Origin of the sequence: Burkholderia sp. AU44665 (assembly GCF_030504405.1) — a bacterium.
Classification (GTDB): Bacteria; Pseudomonadota; Gammaproteobacteria; order Burkholderiales; family Burkholderiaceae; genus Burkholderia; species Burkholderia semiarida.
Window position 1 is genome coordinate 19,038 of the sequence record NZ_JAUJRI010000007.1, and the last position, 20,603, is coordinate 39,640.

Annotated in this window: 7 protein-coding genes; 3 read left to right on the top strand and 4 right to left on the bottom strand. The window is 66.1% G+C overall.

Annotated features, from left to right (window positions below):
* Window positions 1-63 precede the first annotated feature (63 nt).
* The 3 genes from QZM15_RS16520 (at window position 64) to argG (ending at window position 4,516) form a co-directional block, all read left to right on the top strand.
* The gene (locus QZM15_RS16520; protein ID WP_302106790.1) at window positions 64-1,596 is read left to right on the top strand and encodes a diguanylate cyclase; all 1,533 of its coding nucleotides are present in this window, start codon (window positions 64-66) and stop codon (window positions 1,594-1,596) included.
* 182 nt (window positions 1,597-1,778) lie between these two features.
* On the top strand, window positions 1,779-2,849 hold the full coding sequence (locus tag QZM15_RS16525) for an FUSC family protein (protein ID WP_302106791.1): 1,071 nt from the start codon (window positions 1,779-1,781) through the stop codon (window positions 2,847-2,849).
* 329 nt (window positions 2,850-3,178) lie between these two features.
* On the top strand, window positions 3,179-4,516 hold the full coding sequence (gene argG, locus QZM15_RS16530) for an argininosuccinate synthase (protein ID WP_050018060.1): 1,338 nt from the start codon (window positions 3,179-3,181) through the stop codon (window positions 4,514-4,516).
* Between the two features lie 127 nt (window positions 4,517-4,643).
* On the opposite strand, the gene QZM15_RS16535 is transcribed toward argG, so the two are convergent.
* The 4 genes from QZM15_RS16535 to QZM15_RS16550 form a co-directional block, all read right to left on the bottom strand.
* Complete coding sequence (locus tag QZM15_RS16535; protein ID WP_302106792.1) at window positions 4,644-5,456, bottom strand: hypothetical protein; 813 nt, start codon at window positions 5,454-5,456, stop codon at window positions 4,644-4,646.
* 90 nt (window positions 5,457-5,546) lie between these two features.
* Entirely contained in the window at window positions 5,547-6,479 is a 933-nt protein-coding gene (locus QZM15_RS16540) for a hypothetical protein (protein ID WP_302106793.1), read from the bottom strand.
* A 502-nt stretch (window positions 6,480-6,981) separates the two neighbouring features.
* Window positions 6,982-8,102 (bottom strand): IS3 family transposase gene (locus QZM15_RS16545; protein WP_302106794.1). Its coding sequence is split into 2 segments (ribosomal slippage): window positions 6,982-7,844 and window positions 7,844-8,102, totalling 1,122 coding nucleotides; the frame shifts between segments, so codons are not numbered across the junction.
* A gap of 511 nt (window positions 8,103-8,613) precedes the next feature.
* Entirely contained in the window at window positions 8,614-20,460 is an 11,847-nt protein-coding gene (locus tag QZM15_RS16550) for a filamentous hemagglutinin N-terminal domain-containing protein (RefSeq protein ID WP_302106795.1), read from the bottom strand.
* Window positions 20,461-20,603: the final 143 nt, after the last annotated feature.

Genomic DNA, 20,603 nt, shown 5'->3' on the forward strand with positions numbered 1-20,603 from the left:
TTCGAAATAATCCGCGCGCGGAACCGCCAACGATGCGAACAGCCGCCGCCCCAGCGCCCGAGGATGAAGTCATTCCCGCTGCCCGCCACGCTGCGCCGCCAAACCGCGTCGATCGTGGCACGCATTCTGTCGCCCCGCGGCGTACTCGTGGCGGGCATCGTCCTGCTGATGTTCAGTTGGGGACTCTCCACGTCGCTATTAATCGAGGCGCGACGCGACGCGTATGACCATGCGGTCGAAAATGCGCGCAACCTGATGCTGCTGATCGAACGCGACATCGCGCGCAATATCGAACTCTACGATTTGTCGCTGCAAAACGTCGTCGACGGCGTGGCCGATCCGGAACTGATGACATTGCCGCCGCGCCAGCGCCACCGGCTGCTGTTCGACCGCGCGGCGACCGGCGCCTATCTCGGCTCGATTTTCGTGATGGATGCGCACGGCAATATCGTGATCGACTCCAGCGCGTCGCCCGCGCGGCAAGGCAATTTCGCCGACCGCGACTATTTCGCCGTGCACCGCGACCGGCTTGCCCCCGGCCTCTACATCAGCCGGCCGTACGCGTCGCGGCTGCGCGGCGGCGCGCTGACGATCGCGCTGAGCCGCCGGATCAACCGGCCCGACGGCACGTTCGGCGGGATCGTCGTCGGCACGCTCAGCATCGACTACTTCCGCGCGCTGCTCGACGGCATCGCGGTCGGCCGGCACGGCAGCGCGGCGATCGTCGAGGACAACGGCACGCTCGTGTCGCGCCTGCCGTACGACACGCGGGTGGTCGGCCTCGACCTGCACGACTCGCCGCTGTTCATCGACGCGCAGCGCGGACGCGCCGGCGAGCTGACGGGCGTCGGCGCCATCGACGGCGTGCGGCGCGTCTATGTTTACAAGCATCTCGCCGGGCTGCCGCTGATCGTCGACGTCGCGCCCGCCGAAATCGACATCTACGCGTCATGGCGCCACCGCGCGGTCTGGACCGTCGTGCTGATGAGCCTGTTCACGGCGTTCATCGCGTGGGGCTCGCTCGCGCTGTCGCGCGAGCTGAAGCGCCGGCAGGTCGCCGAATCCAAGCTGTACCGGCTCGCGCACACCGATTCGCTGACGGGCCTCGACAACCGCGGCACGTTCGATGCGGTGCTCGCGAAGGAGGCCCAGCGCGCGTCGCGCAGCGGGCGCCCGTTGTCCGTGCTGTTCGTCGACGTCGATCACTTCAAGGCGTTCAACGACTACTACGGCCACCCGGCCGGCGACGACGTGCTGCGGCAGGTCGCGCAATCGCTGTCGCGCTGCCTGCGCCGCGACAGCGATCACGTCGCGCGCTACGGCGGCGAGGAATTCGTCGTCACGCTCCCCGACACCGACGCGCAAGGCGCGGCGACCGTCGCCGAAAGCATCCGGCGCACGATCGCGGGGCTCGAGATCGAACACGTGAAGAGCCCGTACGGCCGCGTCACGGCCAGCATCGGCACGGCCACCGCCGCCGACGGCCGGATGAACGCCGCGACGCTGCTGCGGCGCGCCGACGAAGCGCTGTACCGCGCGAAGTCCGGCGGCCGCAACCGCGTGCTGGACGCGCAGTCGAGCGCGGCCGACGCTTGACGCGACGTGATGCGCCGTGATGCTGGCTGCCGCGTGACGTGACGCGGCCGCCTGCCGCCCGGTCCTGCGGCCACGCCGTGGACAGCCCGCGCGCGTTCGGCTAGCGTTACGTCTGCTGCGCATGCGGCGCGGCGCCGGCCCGCGCGGGCCGCCGTGCGCGTTCCGGCCACTCCTGCTCCGTCATGAACGCCCCGCTCCCGACTCGATTGCCGCCGCTCGTGCGCCACGCGCTTCGCCCGTTGCTCGACCCGTACCGCCGCTACCGCCACGCGAAGCTGATCCATGCGGCGCGCGTCGCGCTAGCGATTCTGGTGTCGATCGCGCTGTCCACGGGGCTGAACGTGCCGCACGGCGAATGGTCGACGATCACCGTGCTGATCGTCGTCGGCGGGCTGCAGCATCACGGCAACATCCGCAAGAAGGCGGCCGAGCGCGCGCTCGGCACGTCGATCGGCGCGCTCGCGGGCCTCGCGCTGATCCTTCTCTATTCCGCTTTGCATGCGCCGTTCGTCATCTACCTGCTGATGTCCGTCGGATGCGGCGTCTGCGCGTATCACGCGATCGGCAAGGCCGGCTACATCGCGCTGCTGTCGGCGATCACGATGGTGATCGTCGCCGGGCACGGCGACAACGAGATCGTCGACGGCCTGTGGCGCGCGGTGAACGTGCTGGTCGGCATCGCGATCGCGCTGGCGTTCTCGTTCGCGCTGCCGCTCTATGCGACCTACTCGTGGCGCTACAAGCTCGCCGACGCGCTGCGCGCGTGCGCGGCCGTGCATGCGCGGCTCGCGGGCGACCGCCCGGTCGGCGACGACGCGCACCTGAAGGAAATGGCCGCGCTGAGCACGCTGCTCGTGCAGTTGCGCTCGCTGATGCCGTCGGTGTCGAAGGAATGCGAGACGTCGATGACGCAGCTCGAGGCGATCCAGCGCAGCCTGCGCCTGTGCATCGGTTATCTGGAGATCCTGTCGAGCGCGCTGCCGGCCCGCGACGACGCGGCGGCCCGCGAATACATGCGCGTCGAGATGAAGCCGTTGAACCGGCGCATCCGCGACACGCTGGTCGGCGCGAGCCGCGCGCTCAAGTTCGGCACGCCGAGCCGGCTCGCCCCGCGCCGCCGGCCGGTCGAGCCGCTGCACGACGCGCCGCCGCCGCAGTTGTCCGGCTACGTGTCGATCACCGCCAAGCTCGCCGGCGAAGTGGACCAGCTGCGCGAGCGGCTGCTCGATACCGCGCGGTCGTGGAATATCTGACGTTCCGGGAATCCGGGGTTCACGCGTCAGTCTTTCATTTGCCTTTCTGTGTGGCGCGACGACACGCCGGCGACGATGATCGGGGGCTCTCGCCCGATCCGGCCCCGGAAATCCGGCCGCCGCCCCGGCGCGGGCGTGCGTGTTTCGGCGGCGATGCAACGCCGTCCGGCACGGCGTTCTCCACCCGGTTAACCGCCCGTCAGGCCCGCCGCGACAGGCTCGACGCCGGTTCCGCACCAAAATCAACCCTTGCTCCAACTTCCCGGACAGCCGATACTCGCATATTCCGCGAAATACGATCCCACCGGCTTCAATCCACGGTAATTCCTATGAGCACGATTCTCGAAAGCCTCCCGACCGGCCAGAAGGTCGGTATCGCCTTCTCCGGCGGCCTGGACACCAGCGCCGCGCTGCACTGGATGAAACTGAAGGGCGCCGTCCCGTACGCATACACGGCGAACCTCGGCCAGCCCGACGAAGACGATTACGACGCGATCCCGAAACGCGCGATCGAATACGGCGCAGCCGGCGCCCGCCTGATCGACTGCCGCGCGCAGCTCGTCGCCGAAGGCATCGCGGCGCTGCAAAGCGGCGCGTTCCACATCACGACGGCCGGCGTCACGTACTTCAACACGACGCCGATCGGCCGCGCCGTGACGGGCACGATGCTCGTCGCCGCGATGAAGGAAGACGGCGTCAACATCTGGGGCGACGGCAGCACGTACAAGGGCAACGACATCGAGCGCTTCTACCGCTACGGCCTGCTCGTGAACCCGGATCTGAAGATCTACAAGCCGTGGCTCGACCAGACGTTCATCGACGAGCTCGGCGGCCGCGCCGAAATGTCCGAATTCATGAACCAGGCCGGCTTCGCGTACAAGATGTCGGCCGAGAAGGCGTATTCGACCGACTCGAACCTGCTCGGCGCGACGCACGAAGCGAAGGATCTGGAAAGCCTCGAAAGCGGCATCAAGATCGTGAACCCGATCATGGGCGTCGCGTTCTGGCGCGACGACGTGAAGATCGCCGCCGAGGAAGTGACGGTGCGCTTCGAAGCCGGCCAGCCGGTCGCGCTGAACGGCGTCGAGTTCAAGGATCAGGTCGAGCTGCTGCTGGAGGCGAACCGCATCGGCGGCCGCCACGGCCTCGGCATGAGCGACCAGATCGAGAACCGCATCATCGAGGCGAAGAGCCGCGGCATCTACGAAGCCCCGGGCCTCGCGCTGCTGTACATCGCGTACGAGCGTCTCGTCACCGGCATCCACAACGAAGACACGATCGAGCAGTACCGCGAGAACGGCCGCCGCCTCGGCCGCCTGCTGTACCAGGGCCGCTGGTTCGACCCGCAGGCGATCATGCTGCGCGAAACCGCCCAGCGCTGGGTCGCGCGCGCGATCACCGGCGAAGTGAAGATCGAACTGCGCCGCGGCAACGACTACTCGATCCTGAGCACCAAGTCGCCGAACCTCACGTATCAGCCGGAACGCCTGTCGATGGAGAAGGTGGCGTCGACGTTCTCGCCGCGCGACCGGATCGGCCAACTGACGATGCGCAACCTCGACATCACCGATACGCGCGACAAGCTGCGCGTGTATTCGCAAGTCGGGCTGCTGACGCCGGGTGAAGCGTCGGCGCTGCCGCAGATCAAGGGCGACAGCGACAAGTAAGTCAGTCGCTTTCGCGAGCGGCCGGGCGGTGTGACAACCGCCCGGCTGCGTACAGTACTTCCCTTCCCGCTTTTTCTTCAAGCACTGCCGGATTCGGAACGCGTATCGCGACGATCCTGCAGGCGCGTCAGAGTTTTTTCGACACCGTGGCCGTCGCAGTGGCTGCAGGCCTCGTCATCGTCGTGGAAGCGGTGGCATTGGCCGGCGCCGACGCCGGCGTGCGCGCCAGATCCTGACCGATCATGTCCGCGACCGACTTCTCGCACGACTTGATCCCTTCCACCGACTTGTCGAAATTCTTCTCGAGGTCGCTGAAGCTGCCGTACGTGTACGCGAAATCGCTGTCGATGTGGACGCTGTTCGCCTTGACGTCGTAGCCGCACGCGAACGTCTTGTAATAGAGGTCCTGCTTCGTCTTCGCATCGAGAATGCGCGCGCGGATGACGACCCACGGGATGTAGTCGAGCTGCTGAGGCGGCGAGATATAGCCGAACGACGTGAACCACACGTTCATGATCGCATCCGCGTCGGTCTGGATCGCCGAGTAGTCGTCCGACTTGCCGTCATCGGAAAGCTTCACCTTCTGCCCGTCCAGCTTCACGACCTGATAGCCGTTGCCGGTGAGGCGGCCCGCCACGCCGTCCGCGATGTCCGGTGCGAAGAGGATCTTGCCGGCGGCCACGTGGTCCGTGTAGGTGCTCGTATGGCTTGCGTTGACGGCGCCTTGCGCGAGCGCGCCGATCAACCCGAACCCGGCCGCCGCGCCGCCGAAATTGACGACCGCGACACGCTTCGGCTCGATGACGTCGAGCATCGCGATCGAATGCAGCTTCTGACGCGCCTCGGGCGTCATGTCCGTGTTCGGCACCGTGGTGCAGCCGGACAGCAGCGTCACGAGCAGGCCGCAACCGACCAGGGTGGCTTTGGATGAGTTCTTCATTGGATCAGTGGCTTTCGTTGTTGACGGAACGTGTTCATCGGGCCGCCGCACGCGGCGCGTCGACGCGCCGTGTGCGGTGCGACCGTGCGTTTATTGTTTGATCACCTGACCGTACGCGATGAAGCTGTAATCAGCCGCGCGCAGCACGTAGAGGATCGAGCGCTTGAAGCCGTTGGTTCCCGTGATCGGCACGAACATGATCGCGGCGCTGCCCGACAGCGGAACGCCGGCCGGCAGCTTGCAGCCCGTCGATGCGGAGGCCGTCACCGTCATGTCGTACATGTTCTGGCTCGAGCCGGGCGTGGAAAGCAGCAACGTGCCGCTCAGGTTGCAACCGCTCAGCGTGCCGGTCAGCGTACCGCCCGATGCAATCGCGAACGATGCGTTGGTCGTCGCCCACGTGCCCACCACGCTGTCCTGCGTGACGGCAAGTGCGTTCGCGGCGTTGTAGGTCCACGTGAAATTCGACGCCGTACCGTTGCGGGTGATCGTGCCGGACAACGTCTGCTTCGGGCTGTATGCGCCCGAGCCCGAATCGATCTTCGTGACGATGCCGCTCGTTCCTGCGAAGTTGATACCCGGGGCAAGCGACCACGTCGAACCGTTGACGGTCAGATTCGTGAAATCGTCGGACATCACGAACGATCCGAGCAGATTGAGCGTGCTCAGGTTGTTGTGCGGATCGACCAGGGCGATGGTCGAGTAGCCGAGGTTGCCGGATGCCGACCAGATCCCGACCGGGCCGGTGGCCGTTGCGGCCGTCGAACCGGCTTGCGGGGTCGTCAGGCTGGGCAGTGCCTCGCCGACCGTCACCGGCTGCGACGATGCGACGGGGGCGCTTGCGGGGGGAGCCGCGAGCGGCGTGGACGCGACGGACGGTGCGCTGGCTGCGTTGTTGGCGCCGCCGGTGTTGGCGGGCGTGCCGCTGCTTGCGTTCGACGAGCCGTCGCCGCCGCCGCAACCAGCGACGACGAATACCGAGATTGCGGCTGCGGCCAGTAGACAAAGGGAATGCTTGTTCAATTCAATCCTCGATTTTTTTGATGCGTTTTTTTTAGTGGTTCAGATTCGAATCGGGTTACTTTTCGGGTGTGGTGTGTGGGCCTCCTCGAGTGACGTTGGGTGCGTGGTGTGATGTGTTGGGGAAGGACGATGCGGGGGGCGTCGGTTGCCGGATATTCGGCACGACGGATACGAGCGTGGAGGTGTGGTCGTGCGGGAACGCGCACGCAGCGGTGAGAACCGCATGCAGCAGCAGGCATGTCGCGGCAAGGCAAAGGCACAAAGCGCGCCAGCCCCCGGTGCCTGCGCGCCCCATCGAATCGGTGCATTCCATCTTCTGATACTGCGCACGGCTTCGACGGCCGGGCGCCCCCTCGGTTATCTGGTCGTGTGGTTCGGTTTTACGGCTCTGGTAATACTTTTTTGAGCTACCGAAGAAGGGTAACGGCGGTGGTGGCGATTTCTTTAGGGGGTTTTGACCTGCCCCCTTCAATAGGGCCAATGGGCTTCTAGCAAAGTCCCTTTAAACCAACTCCTGGAAAGCGGCAGGAGCATCCGCGGTTGCCCGATGTTTCGCCGCAAACTCTGACGGCGCAAGGTAGTTCAGTGCGCTGTGCGGCCTTTGCTCGTTGTAGTCCTGACGCCATGCCGCGATGACAGCCCGAGCGTGCGCGAGCGTCGTGAACCAGTGCTCGTTAACGCATTCGTCGCGGAATTTGCCGTTGAACGATTCGATGTACGCATTCTGCGTCGGCTTGCCCGCCTGAATCAACTTCAGAGTGACGCCGTTCGCATACGCCCACTGGTCAAGCGCCCGGCTCGTAAATTCGGGGCCCTGGTCTGTTCGCACCGCCTTGGGATAGCCACGGAAGCGAGCTGCACGGTCCAATGCCCGAGCGACATACAAACCTGAGATGCCATGGTCGACGACGATGTCGACAGCCTCTTTCGTGAAGTCGTCGACGACGGTCAGGCACTTCACGCGCCGGCCGTTGGAAAGCGCATCCATCACGAAATCGATTGACCACACCTCGTTGGGCGCGCTCGGCAATGCCAGTTGCTCGCGCTCGATCATTACGCCGTGGCGCTTGCGACGGCGCCGCACAGCCAGCCCTGCCTCACGGTACAGGCGATAGATGCGCTCGTGATTGGCGTGCGTGCCTTCGCATTCCACCAAGGCGTGCAGCCGGCGGTATCCGAATCGACGACGTTCGTGCGCCAACTCCACTAGACGCGCCGCTAGCATCTCATTCTCGTGGTCCGGCTTCGCGTCGTAATGCAGCACGCTGCGAGAAAGCCCAACAAGCCGGCAGGCGCGGCGCTCGGAGATGTTGACCTTCTCCCGAATCGCCGACGCTGCTTCGCGTTTGGCTTGCGGGCTCAGGGCTTTCCCTTGACCACGACCTTCAACGCTTCCATATCGAGCATTGCTTCGGCCAACAGTTTCTTCAGCCGGGCATTCTCCACCTCAAGGTCCTTAAGCCGGCGGGCTTCCGAGACTTCCATGCCGCCGAACTTTGCGCGCCAGGTGTAGAACGACGCGTCACTGAACCCGTGCTTCCTGCACAGTTCCTTGACCGGCATACCGGCTTCGGCTTCCTTCCGAAACCCGATGATTTGCTGTTCCGTAAAGCGCTTCTTCATGTTCGTCTTCTTCTCCGAAAACGAACTTTACTAGACTCCGGCTGGCCCTGTTTGCAGGGGGCAGGCACCTGATGCGTCCCCCGTTCGCAACTCCCAGCAATCGATCGCTATTCAAACTCGATAGCGAACGCTTGGCAGCCGTCGTATCTCGACCGAAACCTCGTCAACACCGATTCCACGAGCCTCGACGTCAGCATGACCGCGAAAGCCGAATCCAACCCATCGAGGTAAATTGAAAAAGTGCATCTGCCTTGAACATTCTCCCACGCAACAAACACGTCTTCGCTCGCGGTTCTCCAGAATTGGACGTTACGAAGAGACCCTGAGAGCACTTCCGAAAGCACTTTCGCTGCAGCGATCTCTACTTGGTCACCACCATCGGTCCACGTAGTTATCTTTGCGCTTCCTGGATTCGTTAGCGTCAGACCAAGCGCCTCCAGCAAGGCAACGACAAAAAGGAATGCTTGCTCCAACGTTTCCGGAATTAATACACGACACACTGGCCTCGCCATCATTTGCTCCCGGGAAAAATCTTGACATTACCTGCGCCAAGTATTCTAGTCGCAAGGTTGATCGCCGACTGAGGCGTACCTTCGGCGAAGTAAGCCTGTGCAGACACCCCGCGTTGATCAGCGATCGTTTGGTAGATACGAAGCTCTTGCCCCAACTTCCCAAGATTATTAGCTTTCGCCGGCCCCCCCACAGCGATTAAGTTGCCATTCGCCGCAACAACGTCGATATCTGTGGAACCGAGCCCAGGTACAGCGACCTTCTCGCCGGATATTGAGCCATTGACGATGTTGGCCACTGACGTCTCGCGACTTTGCCCCACGAACCGCGCGGCATCGCCCGACGTGTTTGTGGCACCTTGACCGCTCGTGCCGCTGCCTGAACCGCTGTCGCTGTTTCCGCTCGACAGGGTGGCATTGCTCGGCGAACCAGTCGCACCCGGAGAAGCAATTGGAGGCGTAACCACGCATCCCGCACCTGGCACACAGGCCACCACCAGCGGCGTCACCACTGCTCCACCTGCCGCCGGCGGATTGCCGTTGTTCGCCTGCACTAACGGATTCGGATCGGACGGTGGTGTCTGTCCATTGTTGGCCTGCACCATCCCCAAGAACTGGTTTCCCCAGTTCTTGAAGGAGCCAATCGGATCGCCATAGGTATTCTGCAACCACGTCCCGAACGCGTTCAGCATGCCACCGTTTTTCGCGGCATCGGCCGCGTGATCACCGGTGTTATTCAGTGCCTCGTTCTGCGCCGCCGTCATCGCACCGTTCACGTTCACGCCAGCCAGACCGGCGAGCCCACCACCGGCCAGCGTCGCAAACGCAGCCAGTGCTGCCTGTTGACCTGGATCAAGCGCTGCGCCCGTCGGGTCAATCGCCTTCACGAAGTCCGGCGAAAACGCCGCACTCGCCCCGCCACCAATGGCTCCGCCCCCACACCCTTGCCCGTTAGCGGCACCCGCGAGACAACCAAGTGCCGCATGCGACGCTACATAACTCAATTCTCCTTGAAGCCCGTCGCCAAAGACCTTGGCTCCATTTGCATTCCCTATCGCATACGCCGCTGCTGCTGCCGCATCCCTGACGAAGCTGTCTCGCAAGCTATCGAGGAAACTTCCCCCGCCAATCAGCGTCTGCGTGCCGGCCTGAATCGCCGCATTGGCAGACATCGCCAACGCTGCGGTCGGCAGCGATCCAGCCGCCGCACCCGCCTGCGGCACCAACGCGTTACCCGTCGTCTGCACACCGGCCAGCGCCGAAAGAGACGGCGCACTTCCCTCGAATGCAGCATTCGCGCTGAACCCGAATGAGCCCGAACCGCTGTCAAACGTGATGCCGTTCGTCAGCCCGGCAGTCACCGCCCCGATCAGGCCATTCTTCAGGCTCGCGCCGAAATCGATCTTCCCGGTAGCTACCACCTGGCCGAGCGCGCTCGAGGCAAACGAACTCAACCCGACTGCAATCATCGTGTTGGCCAACCCACCAACGGCCAGCGAACCGCCTGCCGCACTTGCGGCCGCGGTAATGGCAGCGCCTGTCAGCCCCTGCTGCGCCGCCATGAATGCCGCGGTGGTTGCCGCTTCGGCAGCGCCCGACATCGACGCAATCGCAGCCGAGATTTCCGGCTGCATCATGATCGCGGCAGCAACAGCGACGACCATCGAGAAGATCTGCGTCATCCCGAACGAGCCACCTTCCTTCACGAAATCCTGATGAAGGTTGTCGCTCAGTGCCGTCTGCGTGAAGTTGCCGCCCAGTTGCTGTTGAAGCGCCGCAAGCGCTTGCTGGGTCCCACTCTGATCGATCGTTCCGTCGGCCGCCAGCTTCTGCAGCGCCCCACCGATCTGATTGAGCGCCTGAACATTCAACTCCATGTTCGCCGCGCTCATGAACCCGCCCGGCTGCACCACCGTCCCCGTCGTCTTCAGATACCCGCCATCGACCTTCTGCCAGATCTCGCCGACGTTGACCTGATTCGCCTGGTTCGTCAGCGTGTGCGTGTCGACGCTCAGCGTCCCCGACGCCGTGATGCTCCCCGTATTGAGAATGCTGCCGTTACCGTCCTGATTGAACTTCAGCGTGACGTCGTGTCCGGAGATGTTGCCGCCCGCCGACATCGCCTGCGTGTCCTGCGGCAAATACACCTGCGGCATCAGCGCCGTAATCGTCGGGCACGACGCCGTGCCCGTCGCGTGACACGTCGGGTCCGGCACCGTCTGCTCGACGTACCACAGCATCGGCTTGTCGAGCGTGTTGATCTGCTCCTGCGTCAGCGCGGCGCCGAGTTGCAGGTCGTGCGCCTTCGAGTAATCGACCGCGTTCTGGTACAGGTACATCTTTTCCTGTGCCGTCACCGACAGGTTTTTCTTGTTGTCGTACGTCAGGCCATCGACGAAGCTCGACTTGCCGGTCTGCTTCAGCGCCGCCTGCTGCAACAGCAGGTCCTCTTCCTGCGGGTTGTAATAGAACAGCGTCGACGATGGCTGCAGCGCCGACGGCAAGTTGTTCAGCAAGTCCTGCGGCCCGAGCGAGCCGAGCACGGAACCGCCGAGCGACGCGTCGACGTAAGACGCAGCGCCCGCGACCGGTGTCGGCAGCTTGCCGGTGCCGACTGCACGAGGCACCGACAGGTTCAGCCCCGGCAAGTCCACCGGGCTCAGCGAAATGACTTGCGACGGTGCATTGACACGCGGCGTGTAGGTGTTGGCGGTCGTGATCCCGTTGATCAGCTTCTGGCCCGTCAGCGACACGTACGTGCCGATCACGTTGCCGACGTTCTGGATCTGTCCGTTCGACGAGATCGACAGGTTCGGCGCCTGAATGGTCGCCGCGATGTTGCCGACCGGCGTAGGCGGATCGATGGTGCCGCCCGTGCTCGTGTATGCGCTCCCGTACAACGCCTTGCACTGCTCCGGCGTGCCACACGCCCAGATGTCGTGACGCTTGTCGCTACTGAACATGCCGGTTTCCTGCACCCAATGCGAGTGCCAGTAGGCGTTCAGCACCTGCGCCTCGTTCACGACGGGGCCTGCGACGGCGATCGTCGCGTTGTTACCCGCGGCGATCAGGCTGCCGATGTTCGTCAGGCTGCCCGCGTTGATCTGCAGGTTGTTGCCCGCGCTGATCACCGACGAGCTGCCCGACTGCTGGTCGACATAACCCTCGCAGTAGCTTTCCTTGTAGCCGCCGGCTGTCATGCAGCCCGAGTATTGCTCGTGCTTGCCGTAGTTCTCGTGTACCGGCACGGGCGGCGGCAGATTGTTGGTGATCGCACCCGATACGTTGAGCTTGATGTCGTTGCCCGCGACAATGTTGCCGGACGTGTTGTTCAGGCTCTGTGCGGGCGTGGTCGAGCTTGCTGTCGTGCCGACACCGCCGATGACGATGTCGTGGCCCGCGAGCAGGTTGCCGTACGTATTGTTGATCTGGCCAGCCGCGATCACGAGATCGTGGCCGGCATAGATCGTCGCGTCGTTCTGGCTGTAGCCGAACGTCGTCGTGGTCGGGTTGTTGCCGCGCGGTTGGCCTGCGTTGCCGCAGGCGGAGTTCGGCACGCCGGAGGCGCAGCCGACCTGGCTTGAGTAGTTCTGTTGGTTGCCGCCCTGGTTGGTCAGCGTGCCGGACGTAATGCCAACGTTGTTGCCGGCATACAGCAGCCCCCCGTTCGTCAGATTTCCGCCGCCGATCGTCAGGTTGTTGCCCGCCGCGATCATGCCCGTCGGCGTAGTAAACGTAAGCGAACCCGTTGCGGTGGGGGCGGCGGCGCTCTTGTTGATTTGAAATGCGGTCGGCAGGTAAGGATCGCCAACTTGGCAGTAATTGCCCGAATCGCAATTGAATGCGCCGGTCGGATTTCCTGTACCTTGCACGCCAATCACACCGAGCGAAGCAAGCTGCCCCAGAAAGGCTGTGTATTGAGCCTGGTCGACGTACGTTGAATTGGCGACCGTCGTGGTCGGCGCAACCGCTCCATTGCTCAACGACTGAACATTCAGCGAGATATTACCTTGCGCCGCGATCTGCCCGCCCCGATTCGACAGGGTGCCAGCAGCCAAAGTGATCGAACCGCCCGCCGAAATGACGCCCGAGGTTCCTGCCTGTTGATTCGTCGTCGTCTGATAGACAGTAGGCAGCGTGAACGTCGCCGACTTGAGCGCACCGGCATCCGGAGCCGTTCCGATAAACCAGTAGTTCGAATACTGCGAAACGCCGTGGTCGTTGATACCGGTCAGGATGCGATACTGATTGAACGTCACCGTGCCGGATGTCGCGACCGGATCGGAAGCCGATAACCCACTGGTGTTCGTGGTCGAGCCAGTCGGCGCCAACAGGCCGCCGAGCGTCGCAGGCAGGTCTTTGTACGCAGCCCGAACGTATCCATGGTCTCCATTTTTGACATCTTCGTAGCCGACCGTCACCCAGCCGACCGACCCTGACATCAGGAGCGCCGGGTCGTTGATCTGCGTGGTCGTCGTGACGGCCCCTTGCGGAGCAGTCTGATCGTTGATCACCTGCGCAGCGGAAATGCCGATGTTCCGCCCGGCGAATATCGAGCCCCCCGTATTGAGCAGCGAACCGCCGAGATTGAAATTCGCATCGCCCTTCGACTGCGTCGTCGCGCCCTGGTTGTCGTAGTTGCCACCATTGACGTTGAGAACGTTCCCTGCCTCAACCGTCCCGCGGTTCGTCGTATCGCCATTCAGCGTCAACGCGTTATCCGCATGCACCACCGCCCCGGCCGCATTATTCAGCGTGCCGTTGAACGTCACATCCGACCCGGTGACCTGTCCGTGATTCTCGAAGCTGCCGCCGGCCGTCAGCGTCAACGGCGACGTCCCGGTGATCGTGCCGTCGTTCGTGATCCCGTTCAGCCCCGTCAGCGAAACGCCCTGCCCGCCGTAATTCCACGTGCCGCCGACACTCACGTACCCGGCCGTGATGGACAGATTGCCGCCCTGGCTGATCGTCCCCTGCGACGGATCGAACGCCATGTTGGCCGCGCTGATCCCCATGTTCCGTTGCGCGAGCAACTGTCCGCCCGCGTTGTAGAACGCGCCATTGCCGCCATTGATCGTCAGCGACACGTCGCCGGTCGCACCGGTCGCGGCCTTCGGGTTGCCGGCAAAAACGATCCCGTTCTGGTTGTTCAGCGTACCGGTATTGACGTTGAGCGCGTTCACCGCCATCAGCGAGCCGCCCACGTTCGTCAGCGCGCCCCCGACGGTGACGTTCGTCGTCGTCCCGTTCACCAGTCCGGCGTTCGCGAAGCTCGATGCATTGATCGTCGTCGTGCCGATCGACGCGAGCGACGCACCGGCCGCGTTCGTCAGGCTCGGCGCCGACACGTTGAGCGATCCGGCCAGCACGTTCGCGGCGTTGTACAGCCCGTTCTGCGAAGTCAGCGTCGCGTTGCCGACGACGTTCACCGCCTTGCCGCCCGCCAGCGTGAGCTGGTTCGACGCCTGCGCGGTGAGCGCGCCGCCGACCGTCGCGTTGCCGAGCGTCACGTTCGAGCCGTTCACCTGCAGGTTCTGCGATGCGACGAGCGATGCATTGCCGGCATCGACCGTTCCCTGCGCGGAAACGGTCACGTTCTTCGATCCGACGGCCGAACCGCTCAGCGTGACGTTGCCGCCCGACACACCCAGTTGCCCGGCCACGATGCTGTTGCCGGTCAGCGCGACGGTTTGCCCCGCATGCAGCGTCGCGTCGCCGTTCGCCGACACGCCCGCGACCGACACGTTGCCGCCGATGCCGTTGATGTCGACCGTGCCCATCGAACCCACGCCGCCCGCGAGCGACACGTTGTTCGCGGCCTGTACCACGACGTTGCCGCCCGACTGCAACAACCCGCCGAAGGACACGCTGCCGGCGGTCGACTTTGCCGACACGTCGCCGACCGCGGTGGTCGCACCGAGCGACATATCGCCGCCGGACACCGCCGTCAACTTGCCGGCGCCCTGAATCGCGCCGAGCGTGATGCTGTTTCTGGCATTGACGGTGATGTCCTTGCCGTACGTCAGTGCCGCGCCGCCGCCGAGCGCACCGCCCGCGTCGATAGTCGCGGCCCCGAGACCGAACAGCGCGCCGCCGAGCGTCATCGCGCCGCCCGACGTCAACGCCGTATCGCCGTTCACGAGCCCGCCGGAAAGCAGCGCGAGGCCGCCGCCCGCATTGGCCCGGAGATTGCCGGTCGACACGACCGCGCCGCCGACGCCGAGATTGCCCGCCGTCGCGGTCAGCGTCGCGTCGCCGGTCGAATTGATCCCGCCCGCGACACCGAGGGTGCGCCCGGCCGTCACGTTCAGCGCACCGCCGCTGGATGCCGCACCGATACCCGCATCGCGCGCGGCCGTAATCGTCGTCGCGGTGCCCGACGTCACCGCGCCGTTCACCATCACGTCGCCGGCGCCGTTGCGGCCCTGCGCCTGCAATCCGATTGCGCCGCCCGCCTGGACCGAGCCGACCGACAAGTCGTTGCCGGCGGTCATCGCGAGATCGCCGTTGGTCGCGACGTTGCCCGTTACCGCAATATTGCCGCCCGCGTTGACGTTCGCCTGGTGCGCGAACGCGATCGCGCCGGCATTCACCGAGCCGCCCGCCGTCAACGTGCCGCTTTGCTGCGCGCCAACGCCTGCGAGCGTCATGTCGCGGCCCGCGTTCAGCGAAGCATTGCCGCCCGCGACACTCTGCCCGGTCACCGCGATGTCCTGTGCCGCAACGACGTTCAGGTTGCCCTGCGTCGTCAGGCTCGTCGCGCTCGCGTTGCCGCCCGAAGCGGTTACGGCGAGATCGCCGGCCGAATTGACGGCCGAAAGCGCGACACTGCGCGCCGCATTGATCGTCGTCGTGCCGCCGGTGTTGATTGCACCCGCAACGGAAGCGTCCCGTGCGGCTTGCAACTGCATCGCGCCGAACGCGGTGGCCGCTCCGCCGATCGTCACATCGCCGCCGCCGGCACCGCCCTTGGCCGTGACGTCGAGATTGCCGCTGACGGCCTGGATCGTGCCGAGTCCTGCATTGTTGCCGCCCGTCACGTTGATGGCCGCCGCTTGCAGCGCGCCCGTCAGCGCGACGTCGTGCGCGGCATCGAGCGTCGTCGCCTGGGCGAATGCCGCGGAGCCTGCACCGTTGATGTCGTGCCCCGCGCTCAGCGTGCCGTCGCGTTGACCCGCGAGTGCCCCCGTCAACGCGATATCGCGACCGGCCTGCACGTTCGACGACTTCGCCACCGCGATCTGGCCGCCGAGCTGCGTATCGAGCCCGGAGGTGGCGTTGAACGCGCCCGCGGTCGTGGTCGCCCCCGTGAGCACGACGCTGCCGTTCGCGGCGGTTGCCGTCAGATCGCCGTTCGACTCCACGCCGCCGCCAACCGCCACGTTGCGTTGCGCGCTCAATGCAAGCGCTCCGCCGCTGCCGAGCGTGCCGCTGATCGACACATCCCGCGTGCCCGTCACGTTCGCCGCTCCCTGCGCGGACGCCGCCCCTGTGACGCCCGCATCGCCTTCGCCGGCGTTGCCGTTCGCCGTCAGCGTCAACGTGGTCGACGACGACGCATCGTGCAACGTCGCGTTGTTCCCGCCCGTCACCGTGATCGCCGCCGCCTGCATGCCGCCGGTCAGCGCGACGTCATGCTGCGCCGCATAGTTCGCGGTCGCGGCAAACGCCTGCTTGCCGCCGCCGTTGATGTCGCGCGCGGCCGTCACCGTGCCGTTGGCCTGTCCGACCATCGTGCCGTTCAGCGTGGCATCGCGGCCGGCCGTCAGCGTCGAGTCGCCGATCGCGCTGGTGCTCGCGCCGAGCGACAGGTCGAGGCCGGTCGCAATATCGAGCTTGCCGCCGCTGTTGATGCCGCCGGTCGCGTTGAGGCTGCCTTGCCGCGCGGCCAGCGCCGTATCGCCGACCGACTCGATCGCGCCGCTCACGGCGATGTCCCGCTGCGCGGTCACGCCGACCGTCGAACCGCTCGCGGCCTTGCCGCCGATCGCGACATCGTTCTGCGCGAACGCCGTGATCGCGCCCGCGGCGGCGACCGAACCGTCGATGCGCAGATCGCCTGCGCCCGTTGCGGTGTTCGTACCGTTCGCGCGCAGCGCGATCGTGCCGGTCGACTCGACGTTGTTCACGGCCGCATTGCCGGCCGCAGTCACGCTGACCGACTGTCCCTGGATCAGCCCGCGCTGCGCGACGTCGCGCCCGGCGTCGAGCGTGGCCTGCTGACCGAACGTCAACGTGCCTGCGCCGACGATGTCGCGCGCCGCATTGACGATGCCTTGTCCCTGCCCGGCCAGCGACCCGCTGACGTTGACGTCGCGTCCGGCCGCGAGCGTCGTGTCGCGCGACACGGTCGTCTTGCCGCCGAGGCTGATGTCACTGCCTGCCTGCGCGTCGAACGCGCCATTGCTCGCGATCGCCCCCGTCGATCCGATGCTGCCGCCGGTCGCCAGCAGCGACGTGTTGCCGGCCGACTGCAACGACCCGCCGATGTCGATATTGCGCGCCGCGGCCAGCGCCACGTCCGCGCCGCCCGTCACCGCACCGGTCACGCTCAGGTCGTTCGCCGCATCGAGCGCGAGCGTCGACGCCGCCTGCACGTCGTGCAGCGTGGCCGAACCGCCCGCCGTCGTCCGCACGTTGCCGCCGCGCAGCGAACCGGTGAGAGTCGTATCGCCGCCGGAACCGAGGTTCGCCGCGAGCCCGAACGCAATGGCGGCCGCGCCGCCTATCGCGCCGCCGGCGTTCAGCGTGCCGTTGCCCTGCGCGACGACGGAGCCGTTCATCGTCAGGTCACGGCCCGCGTCCACGGTCAGGTTGCCGAGCGACGACGTCGATTGCGCACCCAGATCCACGGACTGCGCGGCCGTCACCGACAGGTTGCCGCCCGACTGGATATTGCCGGTGCTGGTCAGCGAGCCAGCGGCATTCGTCAGCGCGACGTCGCCGTTCGACTGGACCGTGCCGCCGATCGACGTATTGCGGCCGCCGCCGATGACCAGGCCGCTCGCCGTGCGCAGCGTGCCGTTGACGATCACGTCGCGCGCCGCGTCGATCGCCCCGTTCGTCAGCGAGTTCACGTTGCCGCCGATCGAAACGTCGCCCGTGCGGGTCGCGAGCTGAAGCCCCGCGTTGGCCTGCACGTCGTTCAGCGCGATCGAACCGGCTGCCGTCATCGAGACGGCGCGCCCCTGGAACGCACCGGTCACGCCGATATCGCGCCCGGCGCTCAACGTCGCGTCCTGCGCGAAGCCGCTGGTGCCGCCGGCCATGATGTCGCGCGCTGCCGTGAGCGTCGCGACGCCCTGCCCCGCCAACGCGCCGCCGATCGTGAGATCCCGGCCGGCCGTCGCGGTCACGTCGCCGGTTACGGTGGTCGCGCCGGTCAGCGAGACATCCTGCGCGCCCTGCACCGTCAACGCGCCTGCGCCGTTCAACGTGCCGGCCGACGCGACGCTGCCGCTGGTCGCCGTCATCGCCAGATCGCCGACGGCCTGCACGGTGCCGCTGCCGCCGACGATCACGTTGCGCTGCGCGGCAAGCGCGACCTGCGCGCCGCCGGCGAGCGTGCCGTTCACGACGACGTCGCGCGACGCGTGCACGTCGGCGGCGCCGAGCGCGGCCGCGTTGCCGTTGAATACGACGTCGCCGCCGCTAGCGCCACCGCTTGCCGTCACGCCGAATGCGCCGCCCGCCTGGACCGTCGCGAGGCTCGCGCTGTTGCCCGCGTCGACCTGCAGGCCATTGGCGAGCAGCTTGCCGGTCAGCGCGACGTCATGTGCGGCATTCAGCGCGCCGGTCTGACCGAACGCGATCGAGCCGCTTCCCGTGATGTCGTTGCGTGCGCTCAGTGATCCATTGCGCTGGACGATCACGACACCGGACGTATCGACGTTGCGCCCTGCATCCACGCGCGCGTCGGTCCCGACCATCAGCGAGCCGCCGACCGACGCGTCGCGCGCGATATCGGCGGCAAACGTCGTTCCGCTCGCGAGTGAACCGCTTACGCTCAGGTCGCGCCCCGCCTGCACGCTGACGGCGTTCTGCGCGGTCGCCTGCGACGCGACGACGGTGTCCTGTCCGGACGTCAGCGCCAGATCGCCACCGCTCTTCACCGTCGCATGCGTGGCGACGTTGCCCTGCGTCGCCGTCAACGCCAGCGCACCGGACGTCTGCAGCGCCGCGTTGACCGTCGCATCACGTCGCGCGGTCGCGCGCAGCGTGCCGCTGTTCGTCTGCCCGTTCACGTTGACGTCGCGGGCCGCCAGCACGGTCGTTGCGCCGGTCACGACCGACGTGCCGTTCAGGTTCACGTCGCCCGTGCCGTCGGTGCCGCGTGCGGTAACGGCCAACGCACCGCCGCCCTGTACGTCGCCGAGCGTGACGTTCGTGCCGCCGGCGACCGTCATGTCGCCGTGCGCCTGTGCATTCGCGACGTTCACGTTGCCGCCTGCCGCCACCGCCAGCTTGCCGCCGGACTGGATCGATCCGGTCGACGTCACGTCGCCGTTCGCATCGATCGCGTAACCGCCGACCCCGATGTGCGCACCGGTCATCGACACGTTGCCGGCGCTATGAACCGTCGCCTGCTGCTGCGCGGCCGAACCCGCGACCGACACGTCGCCGTTCGCCGATAGCAGCAAGTCGCCCGCATTCGCGGCGAGCTGCGCGTCGGCCCTTACGCCCATCCCCGCCGCGGTGCTGACGACCTGGATCTGCCCCGCCGTCATCGCGCCGAACGCGGTCGCGTCGATGGCGAGCGAACGATTCGCGCCGCCGTTCGCGGCATTGATCGCCGCGGCGGAGTTGTCCGAGCCGTTCGACGCCGTGCCGTACGTGGTGCCGTACGCATCGACGGCGGCCGGCGTCACGAACTGACGCCCGGCGATCACGTTGATGCGCGTGCCCGCATAGAGCGGCGCGTTGATACCGATCGTCTCGCCGATCAGGTCGATCGTGCCCACGGTCCCCTCGATCCCCGCGCCGGGCCCGTTGACGCCGGCATTGCCTTCGATCTGCAGGTGACCGCCGGTCACGTTGTAGCCGAGCGCCTTCGCGTTCGCGAAGTCGGTCGCGCTGCCGCCGACGCCACTGAGGAACTGCGGCGCGCCGGTCGACAACGTCACGCCGATCGTGTTGGTAAAGCCGGTGCCGCGCGTCGTGATTCCGTTCGGGTTCGCGATCACGACGGCCGCGGGTGCACCGAACACTTCGAGCGGACCGTTCAGCAAGCTCGCGTAGGCATTGCCGGTCGACGTGACCTGGTTGACGATCACGCTCGCCGTGCGGCCGTTCAGGTTCGGGTTGGCCTGTACGTTGCCGCCCGTCAGCGACGTGCCCGACATCAGGCTGTTGTTCAGGATCAGCCCGACCGGATCGATGTTGAATTGCTGATACTGGTTCAGCGAAATGCCGGCCGCGTTCGGCGCGGTGATATTGACGACGGGCACGCCGCCGCCCGCGCCGGTCGACTGCGTGATGGCCGGCTGAAACGAGATCGGCGCCGTGGGGTCCGTGATCGGCGCGGCAGCCGCGAGCTGCATCGAGAATCGCACGCGCAGCGACGCGAGATCGAGCAACCGCTGCCATGCGTCGTCGTCGACACGGCGATTGCCCGCGCCGAGCACGCCGGCCGCATCGCGGCACTGCTCGACGGTGACCGTGATCGGCCCGATGAACATCGTCAGTGCGACGAGCGCGCTCGTCGCACGCTGCCACCAGCGGTACGATCGCGCGGCCGGCTCGACCGCGAAGCATCGCGGCGCACCTGCCGCCGACCGCGCACGTGCGCCGATTCGCGCCGCGCCGGCGGCGGCAAGCTGCTGCAAGGTCTTACGCTTGGACGTGTTCATCTTCTGTTGTTCGCTTCGTTCGATGGCCCCGCGACGACGCCGTCAGCCGATCTCCGACCGTGGCGCCGCGCGATGCCGGGTTTCCCCGCCCGGCATCGCTTGCGTGTTCGCCGGGTGGCTGCCCGACGCTGCTACGTGCTGCT